Here is a 21,336-nt window from a genome sequence, read left to right as displayed (position 1 = left end):
AAATATGTTTTTTGAGTTTGCTATTATTGCGCCAACTGCAAGTGGAAAAAGTGATTTAGCAATAGAGCTAGGGAGCGAGTATGATTGTGTTATATTAAGTCTTGATTCACTTTCAATTTATAAAGATATAAATATAGCAAGTGCAAAACCAAGTGACGATGAGTTAGAAAAAGTAATACATTTTGGTATAAATTTGACTTATCCAAATAAACATTTTAGCGTTGGTGATTTTATAAATGAGTATAAAAAAGCCAAAAATTTTGCTGAAAATAAAAATAAACCTCTTATAATAACTGGCGGAAGTGGATTTTACTTAAAATCTATGTTAAATGGACTTGCTCCAAAGATTGAGGATGTAAAATCAGGTTTATCAAATTTAGAAATTTACACCCTTGCCTTGAAAATTGATTCCAAGTTTGCATCTAAATTTAGTCAAAATGATACTTATAGACTCAATAAATGGTATAGCATTTATCAAAAAACAGGTGAAATTCCATCACTTTTTTTAGAAAAAAACACATTGCCACCAGTTATAGAAAATCTTAAAATTTATGAAATCTCAGCTCCAAAAGAAATTCTGGATAAAAGAATATCTCTAAGAACAAAAAATATGATAAAAAATGGTCTTATTGATGAAGCAAAAATGCTTTTTTCAAAGTATAATTCAGAGCCAAAAGCACTAAATTCAATTGGCTTAAAAGAAACAAAAGAATATTTAAAAAAAGAAATTTCCATAGATAAGCTTGAGGATTTAATTACTACACATACAATTCAGCTTGCAAAAAGACAAAGAACTTTTTTTAAATCTCAGTTTAAAAACAAAACAACACTTCCTTTAAATGAATTAAAATATCACTTAAAAGAAGTTTTAAAAACCGCTAAAGATGGTGGCATTATATAAAAACGCAAGTATAAATTTAACTACAAAAGGTGCTAAAATACAAAAAGCGGCACAAAGTATTAGTGAAAATTTAATAAAGCCATTTTCTTCAAAGCTTATTTTGCTTTTTTCGTCATATAAAAACATATTTATAACAAGTTTTAGGTAGTAAAATAGGGCGATAGCAGAATTTAATGCCATTATAATAGCTAAAATTACATATCCTTTGCCAAGTGCTGCACTTAAGATATAAAATTTACCCCAAAACAGACTAAATGGTGGAATTCCAGCAAGGCTTAACATAAAAAGTGACATCAGTAAGGAGATACTTAAATTTGACTTTGCTAAACCCTTAAAGCTTTCATAATCATAATGCCCATTTTTTATGCTCCAAAGTATGCCAAAAGCACCTAAATTTGCAAAAGAAAACATTATCCAATATAAAAATAGCCCCACGTTTGCATCTGTTGAGTTTATAAAAATTGCTCCTAGGATAAACCCTGCATGAGAGATTGAGCTAAATGTAAGCATTTTTTTAATATTTTTAGAGCTTAAGGCTACAATATTTGCAAAACTCATAGTTATTATGGCTAAAATAAAAAGTATGCTTTTAACACTTTCAATGCCTAAAAGCAGATCAAATACTCTAAGCACAACAATAAAAGCTGCTAACTTTGGAACGATAGATATAAATCCAGCTAAAATTTCATTTGATGAGTTGTAAATATCACTAAGCCAAGTATGAAATGGCACAAGCGATACCTTAAATCCAAGACCTGTTATTATAAAAATAGATGAAATTATTAAAAGCCAGTTGCTTTCTAAATTTTTTAAAGAATAATTCATTTCATAAAGCTCTACGCTTCCAAGGCTTAAGTATAAAAGTCCAGCTCCAAATACAAAAAAAGCACTTCCTAAAGCTCCCATTACAAAATATTTAATGGCTGCCTCTACACTTTTGGTTGTGTTTTTTAAGGCTATTAGAGTATAAAGACAAAGGCTTGAAAGCTCAAGCCCAAGAATAATTAGAATTAGATTATCGCTCATTATCATCGTATTGAAGCCAGATATCATAAATAAAAATAGAGTGTAAAACTCACTTTTTTGATACTCTTCAAATTCATTTCTAGCAAAACTAAAAAGTAAAAAAAATAAAGATGTTAAAATTATAATTGTTGCACTTAAAATAGCAACACCATCTAATAATATCAGATTAAAAAATCCCCTTAAATCTCCACTAAATGTAAGGATAAAGCCTAAATCAAAAACTAGTGCTAAACTTGTTAGGCTTAGATAAAATTTACTTGTTAAATCCTTTTTTATCATACCTATTATGAGCAAAAAAACTCCAAATAATATTAAAAAGGCAATTGGAAAAAGGCAAAGCATATTTAATTTTTCAATGTCAAAAATAACTTTATTTACCATATATCATCCTTAGTTCATTTGCTGATTTTATAAATTTGGTTGTGGTTTCATCACTGGCTTTATCATACATAAATGAAAGCAGATTTAAAACACCGTCATTTATCCAAACCAAAAGTGTATTTGGAAAAATCCCTAAAACTAAAACTAAAACTAAAATAGGAATTATGGCACAAAGCTCAAATGGTTTTAAATCAGGCAAAGTTAAATTTGCTTTATTGGTAATTTTTCCAAAAAAAGTAAGTTTATATAAATTTAGACTGTAAATTGCACCCATTATAATGCCAAAGCCACCAAGTACAGCAAACCATGGGTTAGTTTTAAAAATACCCAAAAGGCTTAAAAACTCACCCACAAATCCACTTGTTAAAGGCAGTCCAATACCTCCAAGAATCATTATGCAAAAAATAGTCGCATATATTGGCATAATTTTAGCAAGGCCACCAAATTTAGCCATTTCTTTTGTGTGCGTTCTATCATAGATAAAGCCAATCAACATAAAAAGTCCACCGCTTACAAGTCCATGACTTACCATAAAAAATATCGCTCCACTAATCCCTTCAATGCTCATTGAAAAAATTCCAAGCATTATAACACCCATATGAGCAATTGAGCTATATGCAATAACTTGCTTTATATCTTTTTGATAAAACGCGATAAAAGAGGTGTAAATTACCATTATTATGGCAATTATACAGATAAAATTTGCAAAATAATAACTTGCATCTGGAAATATCGGCAAAGAAAATCTTACAAAACCATAAGTTCCCATTTTAAGAAGAACTGCAGCTAATAAAATAGAGCCTATTGTCGGGGCTTTTCCGTGAGCATACGGAAGCCAAGTGTGAAACGGAAAAAGCGGAGTTTTAATAGCAAATGCAATACCAAAAGCTAAAAATAGCCAAATTTGGGTGTTTTTAGGAATTGCTAGTCTTTGCCAATCAAGTATGCTAAAGCTGTAACTTCCAGTTGTTTTATAGTGTAAATATGCCATAAAAATAAGCCCTAAAAGCATGAAAATCGAACCAAAAAAGGTATAGATAAAAAATTTAATTGCAGCGTAAATTTTATTTTCACTTCCCCAAAAACCAATTATATAAAGCATAGGAATGAGTGAGAGCTCCCAAAATATATAAAAAAGTATAGCATCTAAGCTTAGAAAAACACCCATCATCGTCATTTCTAATAATAAAATAGAAATTATTAGATGTTTTTTTCTTTTTGAGATATTTAAGCTAATTAAACTAACAAAACAAATAAATGCACTCAAAATTACTAAAAACAAAGATATTCCATCAATTCCAAGAATGTAATTTATCCCTAAATTTGGAATAAAAGGAATAACTTCAAGCATAATTGAGTTATTTATAGCATCAAATTTATACCATAAAAATAGTGTTAAACATAACTCTATGAAAGAGGTTATAATGGCATAAGTTTTTATACTTTTTTCATCTACAAAAAATCCAAAAAATGCTGCAAATAGCGGAAAAAAAAGAACTATACTTAACTCCATAACGCCTCCAAAATAAAAGCCAAAATAAGCAGTATTGTAAAGCCAAAAACAAAATATCTAAGCATAAAAGATAAATTTGAAGTGTTTGTTTTATCAAATTTATTAGAAAGTAAAAGCAGTGATTTTGCTATAAAATCAACTGATTTGTCTATGGCAAAATTATCAATTTTTGAGCAAATTTCAGCCATTTTATAGTATGGTTTTATAAAAATAGTTTCATAAATTTTAGGAATGTAGTATTCGTTTTTTAACAGCTTATAAAAGATATTTTCTTTTAAATTTTCTTTAAATATGTTAAATTTATAAGCATAAATTGCAAATAAAGCTGATGATATAACGCAAAACAAAGTTATAGAAATAAGAAAGATTTGATTGCTTTCTTTCATGTTAAAATCACCAGTTGTGCTTATGATAAATTTATGGAAATTTCCTTCAAAAAAGCCAGATATTGCAGATAAAACTGCTAAAACACTTAAAGATATGATGACAAAAACTCTTGCATCATGTGGTTTGTGAGTAAATTTGGTTTTACCAAAAAATACAAGCATTATAAGCCTAAAACTATAAAATGCTGTCATCATAGCTCCAACTAGCAAGCAAGCCCAAACCATAAAATTTTGACTATAAAATGCAGCTTCTAAAATTTTATCTTTTGAGAAAAATCCAGCAAATGGATAAATTCCAACTAAGGCTAAGCTTGCAATAGTCATTAGTACAAAAGTTGGTTTTAAAAACTGATTTAGTCCGCCCATTTTTTGAATATTTAAATCATCATTCATTGCATGCATTATATTTCCTGCACATAAAAACAAAAGGGATTTAAAAAATGCGTGAGTAATTAGATGAAATAGGGCAATCCAATACGCCCCAAGTCCTGCTGCAACAAACATATATCCAAGTTGCGAAAGTGTTGAATAGGCAATGATTTTTTTTAGATCATCATTTACAAGTGCCATTGATGCACCAAAAAGTGCTACAAAAACTCCTAAAATTACTATAAACTCACTTACAAAAGCTGCGTTTATGAAAATTTCATTTGCTCTAATTACTAGATAAACGCCAGCTGTTACCATAGTGGCTGCGTGTATTAGGGCTGAAACAGGTGTTGGTCCTGCCATCGCATCAGCTAACCATGTGTGAAATGGAAACTGAGCTGATTTTCCCATTGCTCCAAAAAATAAAAGCCCAGCAATTAAGGTTATGTTAATTTTATCTAAATTTGAGATTGTAGAAAAAACAGTTTCATATTTAAGACTTCCTAGGTTTTTATATATTAGAAATAGAGCTATTAGTATGCCAAGATCTGCTATTCTATTCATTATAAAAGCCTCGTTTGCAAACCAGCTAATTTTATCTCTTTGATACCAAAAACCAATTAATAACCAAGAGCAAAGTCCAACGCCTTCCCAACCTATAAATAAGCCTATAAAATTATCACTTAATACCAAAACAAGCATTGAAAAAACAAAAAGTCCAAGATAGGAAAAAAAGCGGTTAAAGCCATCATCATTTGCCATATACCAGATGGAGTAAATATACACAACGCTTGCTACTATACCGACCATAACAGCCATCACAACACTCACACTATCAAGCATAAAAGAGTAGCTTAAATCTAAAAACCCTACATTTATAAAATGACTTAAAAAAATATTTATACTTCCTCTTTCTAAAACTGCTTCTAATAAAATAAATGAACTAATTGTGCTAATTATCATTAAAAGTGATGATATTATGCCTATAGTGAAAGATTTTTTAGGAAAAAAACCTGCAATTAGTGATGAGGTAAGTGGTAAAAATAAAGAGATTAGGAAAAAATCAATCATCTTTTTGTCCTACTGTCTGCAGATCTTGAATGCTAAATGAGCCAGTTTTTTTATAAAATCTAACTAAAAGTCCAAGTCCAACTGCTAATTCGCTAGCTGCGATACCTATTATAAAAATAGCAAAAACTTGCCCGTTTAAGTCAGCTTTATATTCACCAATAGCTACTAGTGCAACATTTGCTGCATTTAGCAAAATTTCAGTTGAGATAAAAAGCATTATTAGATTTGATCTTTTCATAACCCCAATAAGTCCTAAAATAAACATGCAAATACTTACAAAAAGATAGTGATTTAGTCCTATTATCATAAGATATCTCCTTTTTTATCCATCTCTTTATGGGTTAAAACTATGGCACAAATCATCGCAGCTAAAAGCAAGGTTGCACAAATTTCAAAGGCAACGATATATTTAGTAAATAAAATAATACCAAGTAAATCAGTATTTCTTGCTCCTTCGATAATGGGGTAACTTGAGGATAAGCTTTTTGCTTTTATTGGGGCTAAAATCATCATAAAAAGCAAGATTGCTGATATTATAGAGAGTGAAAAAATAATTTTAAAAGATTTTTTATCTTCTTTAAATTCTATATTTGAGTCAAAAAACATCATTGAAAATGAGTATAAAACAACAACTGCACCTGTATAAACTAAAATTTGTATAACTCCTAAAAACTCAGCATTTAGTAGAAAAAATAATCCTGATATAAAAATCATACCACCAGCTAATGCGCTCATTGAATATAAGACTTTTGTAGAAAAAACACTTATTGCAAAAAGAAAAATACTCATAATGCTAAAAAAGTAAAATCCAATTGTTTCTATCATAAATTTTCCTTATCTAAAAAATCAGTTGGAGTAAGTCTTATTTTATCATCTTGTAGATATGAGCCGTATCCACTAAATTCCTCTTGTTCTTTTATATTTTTACTTAAAAGCTCATCCTTAAATGCATAATATGCTCTTTGCTCGCTTGCAAACTCATACTCTTTTATATGAACTATAGCTAACTCTGGACAAACATCTGCACAAAGCCCACAATATACACATCTTCCCAAATTTATAGAGTAGTTTTTTACCTTTTTTCTACCATCACCAGCTAAAAAAGTCTCCATTCTAATACATTTACTTATGCAAATTTTTTCGCAAAGTCCACAACCAATACATCTTTCATTGCCACTTTCAAGAAGTCTTTGCAGTGAATGAACTCCACGATAACGAGAGTTTAGCTCCATTTTCTCAAAAGGATATAAAAGAGTGTGGGAATTATTTTTTTTAACCATTTCTTTAAAAGTAAGACTAAGCCCTATAAATAAATCTGGACTAAAAGTTCTTTTTAAAAAGCGTTTTAGTTTTTCTTTTTTAGATATTGCTTTTATTCTATTGTCAACTTTTATGTAACTCATTTTATCTCCTTAAATATTCACAATACCTGTTAAAAAAATCATCACCAAGCATAGTGGCATTAGAACTTTCCAGCAAAGTCCCATTAACTGATCTGCTCTTAAGTGTGGAAAAGTAGCTCTTGCCCATAAAAACAAAAAGAAAAAAAAGCTCGATTTTAAAATCATAACAATACCACCTGGTATAAACCAAATTTGGTTAAATCCACCAAAGAAAATTAGAGCTATTAAAACAGAGTAGGTTATCATATTTGCATACTCAGCTATAAAAAACATACCAAATCTCATTCCACCATAAGGCGTTGTAACACCAGCAATTAATTCAGGATCGTTTTCTGTTAAGCAAAGTGGAGTTCTATTACACTCTATAAATGAGGCAATTAAAAATGCAATAAAACAAATTGGTTGCTTCCAAATAAACCATGCTCCAATTCCGCCACTTTGAGCATTTACTATATCAATTATTGAAAGTGAGCCAACAAGCATAATAATTGGAATTAGGCTCAAGCCATTTATAACCTCAAAACTAACAAGCTGCATAACAGCTCTCATTGAACCAATTAAACTCCATTTATTATAGCTTGATAATCCTGCTATTATAAGCCCATAAACACAAGTTGAACTAGCTGCTAAAACAAATAAAACACCAACACCTATATCGCTTAAAATTGGATGAACTTTTTGCCCAAAAAGTGTAAATTCTGGTAAAAATGGTATTGGAGCCATTGCTACAAATGCAGCAGTTACAGAGATTAAAGGCGCAAGGATAAAGGCAAATTTGGCTGATTTTTGAGGGATTACATCTTCTTTAAAAAAAAGTTTTATCATATCAGCTAAAATTTGACCTAGCCCCAAAGGTCCAACCATCCAAGGCCCGATACGGCGCTGCATATAAGCTAAAACTTTTCTTTCAGCATAAGTTCCAAGTCCGGCAAGTGATGCAATTACAGCAATTATTACAAGAGATTTTATAATGCTTTGAAGTATTAGCATTTAATAGCCTTTAATTCTATTTCTTTATATCTTGTCTTAAAACCAAATTCTAAATTTTCATCATAAAATGGAAGATAAGCCCCATCAATTTCATTATCTTTTTTTACTTTTACTTTTTCATTGTCTACCTGAACTAAATCCCCTTCTTTTAGGTCAAATTTTTGCATAAAATCAGCTCCTGCGTAAAGAAAAACTTCACTTTTTAAAAACTTGCAAGTATTTGTAAATTTACTAAAAGCTCCGATTTGATTTGCTTTGTAGATGAAATTTTCTAAATTTTCATTTAAATTTGTGATTTTAAACTCATCTGTTTTTGGGTTATAAATTTTAGGCTTTATCTCGTAACCTCTGCAGTTTTCGCCGCTATTTTTATAAAAATTATCTAAATTTGTAATTTTTGGAGCCTCAACGTTAAGGGCTTTTGCAAGGTCACTTAAATAATAACCTTTATAATTTAGTGCTTTTTTAACCGGCACAACTCTTTTGTCATAGTTTGTAAAACTTCCATTTTGCTGGGTTAGTGCAGGCGCGTCTAAATCAGAATTAAAAATACCAAATTTAAAATCGCCATTTTCATTATATCCTAGAGTTTTTCCATTTTGAAAAACATCATCTAGCTTGCAGTTTAAAACAACACCTAAAGAGTTTGTTCGTGGCGGAATAATGAGAGTTTTAAAAGGAGTAAAAGCCTCTATCATGCCAGTTAGTTTTGCTAAATTTTCAGCATTTTTACTAAATATAAAATCCTCTCCAATAATTAAAACAAGCTCTTTTTTATCAAGAGCAAGTTTGTCAAACTCACTCTCATCTAAATTTAGGGTTTCAAAGTAGTTAATTTTATATTTTTCAAGCCAACTAGGTAAATTTTTACCAAATTTAAAAAGAATTAATAGCAAAATCTCTATATCAAATTTTGGATCGTGTTTGCAAAATAGTAAGTTTTTTGAAAAGCTTTCAACCACGCTATCTTTTATGGTGTGAAAATAAATAGCGTTTGCTTTATTTATCTTTAAAGCATTGTTTAGTTTGTATGATAAATTTGGATTATCATGTCTTAGAAAACTATCTGCAACTACTATAAAATCAGCATTTTTGATGTTTTGGGAATTTGCTGAAAAAAGAGTTTTTCCAGAGTATTTTTCAAAATTTTGTAAGAAATTTTGGTATTTTAAAGCTTCATCATTTATTAAATTTAATTCAAATTTTTCTTTTAAATTTGATAAAATTTGCGCCTCTTCGTTTGTTATAAAACTATTAAATTTGATATTTTTAATTTCATTGTTTTTAATTAAATTGATAATTTTATTGAATTTGCTCTCATTTTTATGGGCGTTTTCATTGTGAAAATCAAAGCCAAATCTTGCAGCTTTATTTATTTCACCAAATTCATAATCATTTGTAACTCTATAAATTTTTAAATCACTATCTTCAATACCTTTTTGTTTTACTTCATAATATATTAATTCACAATCACTTGAGTGTGGGTTTGATGAGGCTATTTTTTTTAGCTCCCAAGCATTTGATGAATAGGTAAAGTATTTTATCCCAAGTGCTCCAACTGGACAAACAGCTTCGCATTCTCCACAGTTAGAACAACTTTTATATTGTTCAATCAGGCTTTTTTGAAATTTATTCCAAACTGCATAAGCATCTTTTTGCATACTCTCTTTTAGCTCTTTTGGTGGCATATCTGCGTTTCTTGGAGTTGTTTTTAGTGCATTTTCACCTATTTTATCCTTGCATACTGTAATGCATCTTTCACAAACTATGCATAAGCTTGGATCATAATCGATAAATTCACTGAAGTTTTTAATGGGCTTGTGAGTTTCTTTAATTGAGTAATTTACCTCATCAACTCCAAGCATTAAAGTATAATTTTGAAGTTCACACTCTCCGCTTTGATCACAAACTCCACATTCCAAAGGGTGGTTAATAAGATAGGTTTTCATTATCTCTTTTCTTGCCAAATGAAGCTCGGGTGAGTTTGTTATAACATTTTGTCCGTCTTTTGCTTTGGCATTGCAACTATAAACTATTTTTCCATCAGCCTCCACCATACAAAGCCTGCAAGCAAGAGTTGGAGAACAGCAACTTACGTAGCAAATCGCAGGTATAAAAATATCATTTTCTCGTGCGACTTTTAGTATGCTCTTGCCATCAACAAACTCGCAAATTTGTCCGTTTATAGTTATCTTACCCATTTAAAACCTTTGTTTTTTTAAGTTTTAGCATTTAAAAACTTACCATTTTATGCCTTATGAGTTTTTACAACTTCAAAAGCATAGTTGTCAAGGTTTTTTACACCTAAAAATGCTATCGTGCCTTTTAAATTTTTATCAAATTTAAAAGTTTTTGTAATGTTTAAATTTTTTGATTTTATGGTTACAAGTTCACCATCTTTAACTTTTGAAACTATTTTAAAATAATTTCCACCTTTAAATTCATCATCTTTTGTGTGCTTATAAACAACTGCACCATCAAAATTATCAAGTTCTTTTAATTCGCCTAAATTTGCACTCTTTAAATCTAGTTTATTTCCAGCTGAGTCAATAATTTTAAGATTAAAATTTGAAGCTATTAGATTTAAAAGTGCTTTGATATTTTCTTTATCTTTATGAAAATTTAACATATTTTCATCTGTTATTATAAAATTAGCGTCTTTTAAAAAATCTACAATTTCTTCAATCTCCTCTTCGCCAACACTACTTTCTCCACTCAAAAACCCAATATCTTCATTTTCTAAATCTTTACAAATTTCAGAAGCTATCATCATTAAGACATATGCTTCGCTTGAAATTTCACACTTTACAAAGATATTGTTTTGTAGTTTTTCATCTTCCATAGGACTAAGAGTTAAGAAGCTAGCATTGTGAAATTTTTCTACTAAGTCAGGGTTTTGAAAGCTCAAATTTGGTGTTATATTAAAAATTTTCATATTTTTCCTTTTTTTACTGTGATTATCCAATCACTTCTATTAAATTTTATTGAGTTTAAAAGTGTAGAGTTTAGGCCATTTATTAAGTTTGCACTTTTTTCTACACTTGAAAAATCCCCTATTTCAAAGATAAACTGACTTACTTCACCATTTTTACTTGATTTTACAAGTTCTCCCATTCTTGTTAAAAAGTTAGCTTTTAAATGCCTTAAATCATATCTTTTCATTATCTATCAACTTCACCTAAAATTATATTTGTACTGCAAATTATAGCTGAAATGTCTGCTATGTATCCACCGACTAGGAGATCTTCATAAATTGCACAATGCCAAAAAGATGGCGCTCTTATTTTGAGTCTATAAGGCATATTTTCTCCAGTTGAATATATATAAAAGCCAAGTTCTCCTTTATTAGCCTCTGTTGGGAAATAAATCTCACCAATCGGTGGTTTTATGCCTTGAGTTACTAGGACAAAATGTTTCATTAAAGAGTAGTTTTGCGTCATAATTTCTTCTTTTGTTGGGCTTACAAACTCACTTTTTGCTAAAATTTGTGTATCGCTTTCAAGGTATAGTTTTGCACATTGTCTTAAAATTTTAACACTTTCTTTTATTTCGGCAATATAACATTTATATCTTGCGTAACAATCTCCCTCATCCGAATATGGTACATCAAACTCAAGCTCATCATAAATTAAATAAGGCTCTTCTTTTCTAATATCATACTTTACTCCGCTTGCTCTAAGCATAACTCCACTACATGCATAACTTAGTGCTAACTCTTTTGAAATAACTCCAACGCCTTGCATCCTTAAAAGCCAAATTCTATTATTATTAAGCAAGGTTTCATAATCTTTTAGACCGTTTAAAATTTTGTTGCAAACATCGTAAAGATCATCTAAAAAACCATCATACAGGTCTAAAAAAACTCCTCCTATTTTTATAGAGTTTTGAGTAAGTCTTGCACCGCAATATTTTTCTAATAAATCCAATACAAATTCTCTTTCTCTAAAAGCATATAAAAAAACTGTCATTGCTCCAACATCTAAAGCTTGAGTACCAACATATAAAAGATGAGCTTGTATTCTGTTTAGCTCTAAAATTATAGTTCTTATAATTTGAGCCCTTCTTGGAACTTCAATACCACAAAGTTTTTCCACTGCGCCGCAAAACCCATAGTTATTTCCACTTGCAGCTGTATAATCAATCCTATCAGTTACTGGAACAAATTCATTGTAAAGGGCATTTTCAGCCATTTTTTCCATACCTCTGTGCATGTATCCAATCCCAGGACTTGCTTTTATCACTTTTTCGCCATCAAGTTCAAGCATAAGTCTTAGTTGACCATGAGCTGCTGGGTGTTGAGGTCCAAAGTTTAAAATCATATTTGAGTTTTGTTTTGTAAATTCTATATTTTCAAAAAATGGTTTTAGCTTGGTAGGGTTTTGCATTACTATCTTCTTTTTTTAATTGTTTTAAATTTTTGCATTTTTGCCTTTTTAACAAGCAAAACTCCACCATCTTCTTGATACTCTTGCATGGATGCTTCATCGCTTGGTGGATTGCCATATTCGCTTTCATGATAAAGTTTTGCAAAATTAAAGTAGTCTTTACTATCAACAAAAGCACTATCTCTATTTTCTTCTTTAAATTTATCTCTATTTTCTTTGCCAAAAATTTTATCTATTTCATACCATTTTGCTTTTTCATCACCTTGTAAAGGATATGTTTTTAAAAGTGGATGCCCAAACCAATCATCTGGCATTAAAATTCTTTTTAAATTTGGATGATTTTTAATTAGTACTCCAAACATATCATAAAGCTCTCTTTCGCTCCAATTCGCACTTTTGAAAAGTTTTGTAACACTTTGTAAAAACTCGCCGTTTTTTACAAAGCATTTTACTCTCATTCTTTTTTTAAGTTTTGTGTTTAAAAGCTGATAAAAAACGCAAATTGCCTCTTTTTCATTTACAAAATCAATTCCACTAAGATCACTTAAAATATCATATCCAAACTCTTTTAAAGACTTTAAGATTTCAAAATTATCATTGCTGTTTATAAAAATAACTAAATTATCAAACTCTATATATGACTCTTTTATTTCAAATTTCTCAAGCACTTTTAATTCTGCTTCAAATTCTGAGTTAATAACTTCAAATTTATCACTTTCTTTTGGAATTTCAAATCTCATCAAACAAGCCTTTTTGGTTTTTGACTTCTATTTGCACTTTGTTTTCTAATCTTTTTTTGAAGTATCATAAGTGCGTATTGAAGTGTTTCTGGGCGTGGTGCACATCCTGGTATATAAATATCAACAGGTATTATCCTATCGCATCCTTGAACTGTTGAATAGGTGTTAAACATACCACCTGTGTTTGCGCAACTTCCCATGCTAATTACCCATTTTGGCTCTGGCATCGCATCGTAAAGTCTTCTTGTAAATTCAGCGTGTTTTTTTGTTAAAGTTCCTGCAATTATCATAACTTCGGATTGTTTTATACTTGCTCTAAAAATAACACCAAATCTATCAAAGTCAAATCTTCCAGCACCTGTTGCCATCATCTCTATCGCACAACATGCAAGTCCGTAGTTTGCAGCCCAAAGGCTATTGCTTCTACCCCAATTAACAATTTTGTCAATTGTTGTTAGGATAACTGGAGCACCGTTATTTTGCGCGTAATTTATCTTATCCAATCCAAAGCTCCTTTATGCCAAGCATAAACAAATCCTATAGCTAAAAATGCCAAAAATAAAATCATCTCAATTAGCCCAAAAATTCCTAAAATTTTGAAATTTACAGCCCAAGGAAACATAAAGATAATTTCTACATCAAATAAAATAAAAAGTACAGCTATTAGATAAAAATTTGAGTTTATGCGGTTTGGTTGAATTACTGATGCAGGACCTGACTCATAAATAGCATTTTTTAGCAACTCATCATTTTTGTTTGCAAATTTGTTTCCAAGATAGACCGATAACTCAGTTATGAGGCCAAAAATAACAAATGATAAAACAAGCATTATAAAAGCACCAAAATATGGATGAGCAAAATACATGTGCGACATAAACAACCTCATTACATAAAATGCTTCAATTATAATGAATTTAAACTTTAAACAGAATAAATTTATAATTTTAAGGCTATTTTTAAGCCACTCATAAATTTATAAAAATATGCTAAAATTAAGTCTATATTTTTTAAACAAAAGGAAAAAATTATGAAAAAACTAGTTATTTCACTACTTATTTTATCTGGATTTTTTGCTGGATGCTCACAAACTGCTGAATATAATAAAAATCTTGAAGTAAAAGATACATCTCATAATATCGCTGTTAAAAAGCCACTACAAAAAACATATATTTATATGGATGCTTCAGCACTTGGCTCGCAAAGTATCAAGTCAAGCACATCTTTAGGTGAAGACAATTTAAAGATAGATATTGGAGAGTTTGTAAAAAACGAGAGTTTAAATTTCTTTAAAAGAGCTTTTTCAAATTTAGAATTTAGCACAAACAAAGAAATTCTAAGTTCAAACGATCTTATAGTAATGCCTGAAATTTATAGATTTGGTTATGGGTTTTATAGTGCTGATGGATTTAATGTAGATTCAAAACCTTTTGTAAATTATACTTTAAATTTAAAAATTTATAAAAATGGAATGGAAATTTATAATAAAGTCATAAGTAAATCAGATAGAATTTATGGTGAAAAAACATTTTTTGGTATGGGAAATACCAGCTACGCTCAAATTGGGCCAATTTTTCAAAAAGCTTTAGCTAATGATTATAGTAATAATGCCGTTGATATACTAAAAGCTATAAATTTGGCAAATTAAACGGAGTAAATTTTGAAAGAAATTTTAATAACAAATGATGATGGTTTTGAGGCAAGTGGACTTTTAGAGCTTGTAAAGGCTTTAAAAAGCGTTGCAAAGGTTACGGTTGTTGCACCAAGCCAAGAAAAGTCAGCTTGTGCACATTCTCTAACTTTAACAAAGCCGCTTAGATTGATTGAAATAGCTCCAAATTTTTATAAGCTTGATGATGGAACACCGGCTGATTGTGTGCTTTTAGGACTTTTTTCGCTTTTTAAAGATAAAATGCCAGATTTAATAATAAGTGGTATAAATCATGGTGGAAATTTAGCTGAAGATATAACTTACTCAGGAACTTGCGGTGGGGCTATGGAAGGTGTTTTGCAGGGTATTCCATCACTCGCTGTGTCGCAGTTTTATGATGGCGATAGTATAAAAAAATACGGTTTTGATTTAGCATGTGAAGTAACGCTTAAAATAGTAAAAAAAATTTTTGAAAAAAACTATCCACTTCCAAGAAAAAAACTTTTAAATTTGAATATTCCAGCTGTTCCAAAAGAAAATTATAATGGCTTAAAAGTAGTTCCTGCTGGTGAAAAAGAGTATTATTTAGATGCAAAAAGATGTGAAAATCCACGCGGGGTTGAATATTATTGGCTTGGAAAAATGCAAATGAATTTTGATAAAAATAAAAATTTAAATCGTGATTTAGGTGCAGTTTTAGATGGATTTGCAAGCTTAACTCCAATAACTTTAAATTTAACCGAAGAAAGTGAAATTTCAAATTTAAAAGAGTGGATAAAGGTTAGTTTGTGATTGAAAATGATGATAAATTTACAAGGATAAAGTGGCTTTTTGGCAAAGATGGTTTTGAAAAACTTCAAAACTCAAAGGTTTTAGTTTGCGGCGCTGGTGGCGTTGGAGGAGCTTGTGCGGAAGTTTTAGCAAGAAGTGGGGTAGGTAATTTAACCATTATTGATAAAGATATTTTTGAGATAACTAATCAAAATCGCCAAATAGGAAGTGAATTTGTTGGTGAAAAAAAAGTTGAAGTTTTTGCTAAGAAATTTAGCTGCGTAAAACCGATTTTTGCTAGGATTGATGATGATTTTTTACAAAATTTTGATTTTAGCGAGTTTGATTTCATAGTTGATGCTATAGATGATATCCCTGCAAAAGTAGCTTTGGCAAATAAAGTTTTTAGCCTTAACAAGACAAATTTTATAAGCTCAATGGGTGGTGCAAAACGCATAAATCCTGCATTAGTAGAATTAACAAGTATTTGGAAAACTACAAATGACGCTCTTGCTAAAAAATTTCGATATGAACTTAGAAAAAGTGGATTTAATGGCGATTTTATGGTAGTTTATTCAAAAGAAGAGCCAGTTTGTGAGAATTTAGGAAGTTTTATGGGTGTGACTGCAACTTTTGGAAATTTTTTAGCAAGTTATGTTGTAAAAAAATTAATTATATAATGTATTTTGCCAATTGCAAATAATTGAAATGAATTTTTATTAGTTTTATAAAATCTAAATCAGTTCTTTAAATGCAAAACTATCTATAAGTTCAAAATATATTATTTAATATAAATATACCCTTGACGATGAGTTCATTCCATTTTTCAGAATACTTCTTTTTAGGTATTGAAAAAGTAACTTTGTAATGTATGCTGTTATTTTTAATATTAGATTTGATTTGCTCAATGCAATGTCTCAAATCGAGTTTTAAATTTAGCTATAAGTTAGATAAAGCTAGAAATTTTTACTTTATTATTATTTTGTTTTAGTCTATGATTTTTTATGATTTGCTAATTCTTAAAATATAATTTGTCTAAATTTAGAACTTACAATATTACAAACTAATGTATAATAAATTTTTAATAATTATAAATTTATATTGATATTTTTTTATATTTTTAATTTTATTTTAATTAAAAGTCGGATATACTAGCTAATTAGTAGGATTAACTTACACTAAAGGAAATACAATGAAAAAGCTACTTATAACAACAGTTGCTTTATCCACCCTTTTATTTTCTAAAACCATGTATTTACAAAACGATGAAACTATTTTTAGCGACAATAAACCAGTAGGTTTTGCTACTATTTTAACGCCTGTTGAGGTCTTAAGCCAAGACAAAAACTCATCAAAAGTTGAAATAATAGGCTATGTAAATGAGTATTATCAAGTAAAACTCATAAAAGATCCGATGCTTGCTGAAGATTTTATCGTTTTTGAGGATGAAAATGCCACTGTTTCATACGAAGGCGATGAAAATCCATATATAAAAGTTTTAGAAAAGATAGAAGATAACTATGGAGAGAGTTGGTTAAAAGCTAAATTTAGCCTTGAAGTCAATAACGATTCACTCACAAACGACCCAAACACACTTTATAACGAGGCAAAAAACTTATATGAGCAATCCTGTTCTCCATGTCACCGTTTGCACGATACAAAGGAATTTACAATAAGTCAGTGGCCGTTAAATGTAGAGGAGATGATAAGTTCAGGCTTTGTCTTCTTTGAACCAAGCCAAAGAGATTTGATAATAAAATACTTACAACATAATGCAAAAGATGCAAATTAAAGGGGGTGTATTATGAAAAGAAGAGATTTTATGAAATTTAGTCTTGTAGCAAGTTCTGCTGCATATGCAAATAGGATTGAAGCTATAAAAGAAACTATTTTTGATGACAAAAAGGTCTTATCAGCAAATAGATTTGGAGCGTTTTATGCTAAGTTAAACAGTGGTCAAATAGTAAGTGTTGATAACTTTGAACATGATGCTTTTCCAACTACGATGAATAATTCACTAGCTGATCGCATCCAAAACGAAAGTAGAGTTTTGTATCCTTATGTAAGAAAAAGCTATCTTGAAAAAAGAGGTCCTAATAAACCTGAGCTAAGAGGCGAAGATGAGTTTGTAAGAGTTAGCTGGGATGAGGCACTTGACCTTGCAGCAAATGCCTTAAAAGAGAATTTTGATAAGTATGGTCCTGAGTCGATTTATGGTGAGTGCTATTGGTGGGGTGGCTGTGGAAAGGTAAGCTGGGGAAGAACTGTAGCTCATAGAATGCTAACAATTTTAGGCGGATACGTTGAAGAAACTGATGACTACTCAACTGGAGCTGGAATTGCAATAATGCCTTATGTGCTTGGTTCTACAGCTGTTTATGACACACCTACAAGATGGGAAGCTATCATTAAAGAGTGTAAAAATGTAGTATTTTGGGGAACAAACCCCGTTGTGACAAACCAAATAGGTGGTGCTGTCAATACTCACAATGTCTACAAATACTATCAAAAAGTAAAAAAACTAAAAGATGAAGGTAAAATTTCAATAACTAGCATAGATACTTTTAGAAATGATACAGCAAGATACTTTGAAAGCGAGTATATCCCTGTAAGACCAAACACAGACACTGCGATGATGATAGGAATGTGTCACTATCTATATGAAAATAAACTTTATGATGAAGAGTTTATCAAAAAATATACTGTTGGCTTTAACAAATTTAAAGACTACTTTTTAGGAAAAAATGACGGAGTTGTAAAAGATTTAGCTTGGGCTAGTAAAATTTGTAATGTAGAAGTAAAAGCTTTAGAAGAACTTTGTAAAAAACTAGCAAAAGACAACTCTATCATAATAGCTGGTCGTGCTCTTCAAAGACAAGATCATGGCGAGCAAGTATTTTGGATGGTAGTTACACTAAGTGCTATGCTTGGACATATTGGTAAAATGGGTGGCGGATTTGAATTTAACCAAAGCTACAATAACGGTGGTGCAGGTAGCATGATAGGACCTAGCTTAAAAGGAATTTCTGCTATCCCTAGCCAAAAATACACAGACGAAAATAGTCCTTGGACAAAAAATAAAAACTACACAATCCCAACAAGTAGAAGTATACAAGCACTAGAAAGCCCAGGAAGCGAGATAGGCTTCAAAGGAACAAAGATAAAACTTCCGCGCATGAGAGTTGCCTATAATGCAAGTGGATCTATGTTTACAAGACATCAAGATGTAAATAGAGCTGTTGAAGCGTGGAAAAAGTTAGATACTGTCATCACTGCTGAGCCATTTTGGACATCACAAGCAAAACTTAGCGATATAGTATTACCTGTGGCAATAGAAGGCGAAAGAACTGACATTATAGAATCACAAGCTACAAGAGAGTTTATTTTCGCACTAAAACCTGTAATAACTCCTATGGGCGAGAGCAAAAGCGATTTTCAAATTTGTAAAGAAATCTGCAAACGCTGGGGAATGGAAGAGGTATTTAGTGAGGGAAAAAGTGAGCTTGAGTGGGTAAAAGAGATTTATGCAGATGTCATGAATCAAGCAAAAACGCTAGGCTATACAAATATGCCAAGCTTTGATGAATTTTGGGAAAAAGGATATGTGAGATTTGATAAAAAAGATGATGAAAACAAATATTATACAAGATTATCAAATTTTAGAGAAAATCCACGCAAATTTAGACTTGGAACACCATCGGGCAAGATAGAGATATTCTCACCTGAAATTGAAAAAATGGGTTATGATGACTGCTTGGCTCATCCAGTTTGGCTTGAACCTTTTGAGTGGCTTGGAAACAAAGAGAAGACTAAAAAATATCCACTTGCTATCTCTAGCCCTCACTCAAGATTTAGACTTCACTCTCAGCTAAATAACTCTATCATTAGAAATTACACAGAAATAGGTGCTAGAGAGCCAGTTATACTAAGTCCAAAAGCTGCAAAAGCTAGAGATATAAAAACAGGGGATATCGTTAGAATCTTTAATGATAGAGGTGAGATTTTGTGCGGTGCGATAGTAAGCGATATCGCTCAAGATGATGTTGCGATAATCTGCGAGGGTGCGTGGTATGATCCAGAAGTTTATGGTAAAAAAACTCTTTGCCAACACGGATGCGTAAATGTCCTAACTCACGACAAAGGCACAAGCAAACTTGGTCAAAGCAACTGTGCTCACACTTGCCTAGCTGAGATCGAAAGATATAAAGGCGTGGTTATGCCAATTAGAGCATTTTCAAAGCCAAAGATTAAAAATGCTTAAATTTAAGAGTAGTTTGCGAACTATTTAGCATATTTGATTGCTAGCTTAATCAACTTTTTATGTAGATGATTTAGCTAGCCACTGGTTTAGCCCAAAACTTGGGTTAAACCGTTTTATATTTTTATCTATTGACTTTTTGCCTATTAACGATTTATTGCACACATAAATCCTGCATTAGTAGAATTAACAAGTATTTGGAAAACTACAAATGACGCTCTTGCTAAAAAATTTCGCTATGAACTTAGAAAAAGTGGATTTAACGGTGATTTTATGGTAGTTTATTCAAAAGAAGAGCCAGTTTGTGAAAATTTAGGAAGTTTTATGGGTGTAACTGCAACTTTTGGAAATTTTTTAGCAAGTTATGTTGTAAAAAAACTTTTAGAAAAGTAGTGAATTTTTCACTACTTTTTAGTTTATTACATAGCGTATTTTTTAAAAAACGGTATTTTTGATAAAAGATATATTAAAAAAATTGATAAAACAAAAACCGTTACCGCAAGTATCGGTATCAAAATAGCCGTATAATTTGTAAAATAACCGATTTTAAATAACGCTGTTTTTTTTAAGAGATCCAACACTAAAGCGTGAATCAGATAAATTCCAAATGTTAATAAACTTGTTTTAACTATCAAATTTGAAGCTTTTTGCGAAAAGTTGTAATGATAGAATTTATCTTTTACAAAAACAAATATTGCAAATGTTATAAATGCTGTGTGAGGAGTTAAATTTTGATATAAAATCTCAGTTCTTTTTATATGAATTGATAATAAAGAAGTGCCTGTTATGGTAAATAAAACAAAGATAAAAGCTAAAATATAAAGGTATTTTCTGCATTTTTTTGAAAGAGTAAAATTTGTAAAATAAAATCCTGCTATAAAATATCCGATATATCCGCCAAGCTCGGGCAAGTTTTTATTAAAATAAATAGGACTGAAACCGAAAAATTCAAGTAAAGAATTTGCTAAGTTTAACCCAAGACCAAAAGTTAAGAACAAAATTAAAAATATTTTAACTTCCTGTTTTGTTGCATTTTTTGTGAAAATTTTAAGAAGTGGGGCTAAAATATAAAGTCCTATTATTAAGTATAAAAACCAAAGATGATAATATATCGGATAAACAAATATTTTTAAAAACAATTTTATAAATTCTTTATTTAAAACAGCCGAATTATTTACTATATCCGTATAAATTTTATAAGCAATACTCCAAATAATAAGCGCTGTTAAAATTCTAAAAATATTTTTAGAGATGATTTTTTTATACTCACTTTTTATGTTTGAGCGCTCTTTATTGTCCCGCAGGAAAAGCGCACCGCTTATCGTCACAAACATCGGCACGCACCATCTAACCAAGCTATCATAAAAGTTTGAAAATTGCCAGTTGATTGTGGTTGGATTTGTATACCAAAAACTTGAAGCACTATGCAAAAACACAACCGCAAAAGTTGCTAAAATACGCAAAATATCAATATAAATAACTCTTTCTTTCATT

General features: G+C 30.4%; 21 protein-coding genes and 1 pseudogene. 7 read left to right on the top strand and 15 right to left on the bottom strand.

Going from position 1 to position 21,336, the window contains the following annotated elements:
* Window positions 1-4: 4 nt before the first annotated feature.
* Window positions 5-901 (top strand): tRNA (adenosine(37)-N6)-dimethylallyltransferase MiaA, encoded by an 897-nt coding sequence (gene miaA / locus CURT_RS09085; RefSeq protein ID WP_018713409.1) that lies wholly within the window; start codon window positions 5-7, stop codon window positions 899-901.
* On the opposite strand, the gene nuoN is transcribed toward miaA, so the two are convergent.
* From nuoN to CURT_RS09015, 14 genes are read right to left on the bottom strand one after another with little or no spacing between them, the layout of a single operon-like run.
* On the bottom strand, window positions 869-2,308 hold the full coding sequence (nuoN, locus tag CURT_RS09080; RefSeq protein WP_018713408.1) for an NADH-quinone oxidoreductase subunit NuoN: 1,440 nt from the start codon (window positions 2,306-2,308) through the stop codon (window positions 869-871). The two genes, miaA and nuoN, sit on opposite strands and share 33 nt — an antisense overlap.
* Window positions 2,298-3,821 carry an NADH-quinone oxidoreductase subunit M gene (locus tag CURT_RS09075; protein ID WP_018713407.1) on the bottom strand — a complete coding sequence of 508 codons (1,524 nt, stop codon included), beginning with the start codon at window positions 3,819-3,821 and terminating at the stop codon, window positions 2,298-2,300. The genes nuoN and CURT_RS09075 overlap by 11 nt, the downstream gene beginning before the upstream one ends.
* Window positions 3,812-5,647 (bottom strand): NADH-quinone oxidoreductase subunit L, encoded by a 1,836-nt coding sequence (gene nuoL, locus CURT_RS09070; RefSeq protein ID WP_018713406.1) that lies wholly within the window; start codon window positions 5,645-5,647, stop codon window positions 3,812-3,814. The genes CURT_RS09075 and nuoL overlap by 10 nt, the downstream gene beginning before the upstream one ends.
* The gene (nuoK, locus tag CURT_RS09065; RefSeq protein ID WP_018713405.1) at window positions 5,640-5,954 is read right to left on the bottom strand and encodes an NADH-quinone oxidoreductase subunit NuoK; all 315 of its coding nucleotides are present in this window, start codon (window positions 5,952-5,954) and stop codon (window positions 5,640-5,642) included. Before nuoK ends, nuoL begins: the two co-directional genes overlap by 8 nt.
* Window positions 5,951-6,472: an NADH-quinone oxidoreductase subunit J gene (locus CURT_RS09060; RefSeq protein WP_018713404.1), complete on the bottom strand. Its 522-nt coding sequence runs from the start codon at window positions 6,470-6,472 to the stop codon at window positions 5,951-5,953. The genes nuoK and CURT_RS09060 overlap by 4 nt, the downstream gene beginning before the upstream one ends.
* The gene (gene nuoI / locus CURT_RS09055; protein ID WP_018713403.1) at window positions 6,469-7,050 is read right to left on the bottom strand and encodes an NADH-quinone oxidoreductase subunit NuoI; all 582 of its coding nucleotides are present in this window, start codon (window positions 7,048-7,050) and stop codon (window positions 6,469-6,471) included. The genes CURT_RS09060 and nuoI overlap by 4 nt, the downstream gene beginning before the upstream one ends.
* Window positions 7,051-7,059: 9 nt before the next feature.
* Window positions 7,060-8,040, bottom strand: coding sequence for an NADH-quinone oxidoreductase subunit NuoH (gene nuoH / locus CURT_RS09050; protein ID WP_018713402.1), 981 nt, complete (start codon window positions 8,038-8,040; stop codon window positions 7,060-7,062).
* Window positions 8,034-10,241 (bottom strand): NADH-quinone oxidoreductase subunit G, encoded by a 2,208-nt coding sequence (locus CURT_RS09045; RefSeq protein WP_018713401.1) that lies wholly within the window; start codon window positions 10,239-10,241, stop codon window positions 8,034-8,036. Before CURT_RS09045 ends, nuoH begins: the two co-directional genes overlap by 7 nt.
* A gap of 47 nt (window positions 10,242-10,288) precedes the next feature.
* Complete coding sequence (locus CURT_RS09040; protein ID WP_018713400.1) at window positions 10,289-10,975, bottom strand: hypothetical protein; 687 nt, start codon at window positions 10,973-10,975, stop codon at window positions 10,289-10,291.
* Window positions 10,972-11,202 carry an NADH-ubiquinone oxidoreductase subunit E family protein gene (locus CURT_RS09035; protein ID WP_018713399.1) on the bottom strand — a complete coding sequence of 77 codons (231 nt, stop codon included), beginning with the start codon at window positions 11,200-11,202 and terminating at the stop codon, window positions 10,972-10,974. The genes CURT_RS09040 and CURT_RS09035 overlap by 4 nt, the downstream gene beginning before the upstream one ends.
* Window positions 11,202-12,425, bottom strand: coding sequence for an NADH dehydrogenase (quinone) subunit D (gene nuoD / locus CURT_RS09030; RefSeq protein ID WP_018713398.1), 1,224 nt, complete (start codon window positions 12,423-12,425; stop codon window positions 11,202-11,204). The genes CURT_RS09035 and nuoD overlap by 1 nt, the downstream gene beginning before the upstream one ends.
* A 2-nt stretch (window positions 12,426-12,427) precedes the next feature.
* A complete protein-coding gene (locus tag CURT_RS09025) occupies window positions 12,428-13,165 on the bottom strand; it encodes an NADH-quinone oxidoreductase subunit C (protein ID WP_018713397.1) in 738 nt (245 codons plus the stop codon).
* A complete protein-coding gene (locus CURT_RS09020; protein ID WP_016646394.1) occupies window positions 13,165-13,668 on the bottom strand; it encodes a NuoB/complex I 20 kDa subunit family protein in 504 nt (167 codons plus the stop codon). The genes CURT_RS09025 and CURT_RS09020 overlap by 1 nt, the downstream gene beginning before the upstream one ends.
* Window positions 13,656-14,039, bottom strand: coding sequence for an NAD(P)H-quinone oxidoreductase subunit 3 (locus CURT_RS09015; RefSeq protein ID WP_018713396.1), 384 nt, complete (start codon window positions 14,037-14,039; stop codon window positions 13,656-13,658). Before CURT_RS09015 ends, CURT_RS09020 begins: the two co-directional genes overlap by 13 nt.
* A 153-nt stretch (window positions 14,040-14,192) precedes the next feature.
* Between CURT_RS09015 and CURT_RS09010 the strand changes: the two genes are divergently transcribed.
* The 6 genes and pseudogenes from CURT_RS09010 to CURT_RS08985 all read left to right on the top strand — a co-directional run.
* A complete protein-coding gene (locus CURT_RS09010; RefSeq protein ID WP_018713395.1) occupies window positions 14,193-14,810 on the top strand; it encodes a hypothetical protein in 618 nt (205 codons plus the stop codon).
* Window positions 14,811-14,822: 12 nt separating this feature from the next.
* Complete coding sequence (gene surE, locus CURT_RS09005; RefSeq protein WP_018713394.1) at window positions 14,823-15,605, top strand: 5'/3'-nucleotidase SurE; 783 nt, start codon at window positions 14,823-14,825, stop codon at window positions 15,603-15,605.
* Window positions 15,602-16,264 carry a tRNA threonylcarbamoyladenosine dehydratase gene (locus CURT_RS09000; protein ID WP_018713393.1) on the top strand — a complete coding sequence of 221 codons (663 nt, stop codon included), beginning with the start codon at window positions 15,602-15,604 and terminating at the stop codon, window positions 16,262-16,264. The genes surE and CURT_RS09000 overlap by 4 nt, the downstream gene beginning before the upstream one ends.
* Window positions 16,265-16,776: 512 nt before the next feature.
* Window positions 16,777-17,376 carry a hypothetical protein gene (locus tag CURT_RS08995; protein WP_018713392.1) on the top strand — a complete coding sequence of 200 codons (600 nt, stop codon included), beginning with the start codon at window positions 16,777-16,779 and terminating at the stop codon, window positions 17,374-17,376.
* 12 nt (window positions 17,377-17,388) lie between these two features.
* The gene (locus tag CURT_RS08990; RefSeq protein WP_018713391.1) at window positions 17,389-19,845 is read left to right on the top strand and encodes a molybdopterin-dependent oxidoreductase; all 2,457 of its coding nucleotides are present in this window, start codon (window positions 17,389-17,391) and stop codon (window positions 19,843-19,845) included.
* 162 nt (window positions 19,846-20,007) lie between these two features.
* Window positions 20,008-20,235: pseudogene (locus CURT_RS08985) on the top strand (tRNA threonylcarbamoyladenosine dehydratase); the annotation flags it as partial.
* Between the two features lie 26 nt (window positions 20,236-20,261).
* Here the strand turns inward: CURT_RS08985 and CURT_RS08980 are convergent.
* Window positions 20,262-21,335 (bottom strand): acyltransferase, encoded by a 1,074-nt coding sequence (locus CURT_RS08980; protein ID WP_018713389.1) that lies wholly within the window; start codon window positions 21,333-21,335, stop codon window positions 20,262-20,264.
* Window position 21,336: the final 1 nt, after the last annotated feature.

The sequence above is a fragment of the Campylobacter ureolyticus genome, assembly GCF_013372225.1.
GTDB lineage: Bacteria > Campylobacterota > Campylobacteria > Campylobacterales > Campylobacteraceae > Campylobacter_B > Campylobacter_B ureolyticus.
Note: the sequence above shows the minus strand (reverse complement) of the source record. Positions and strands in the feature narration are given on the sequence as shown.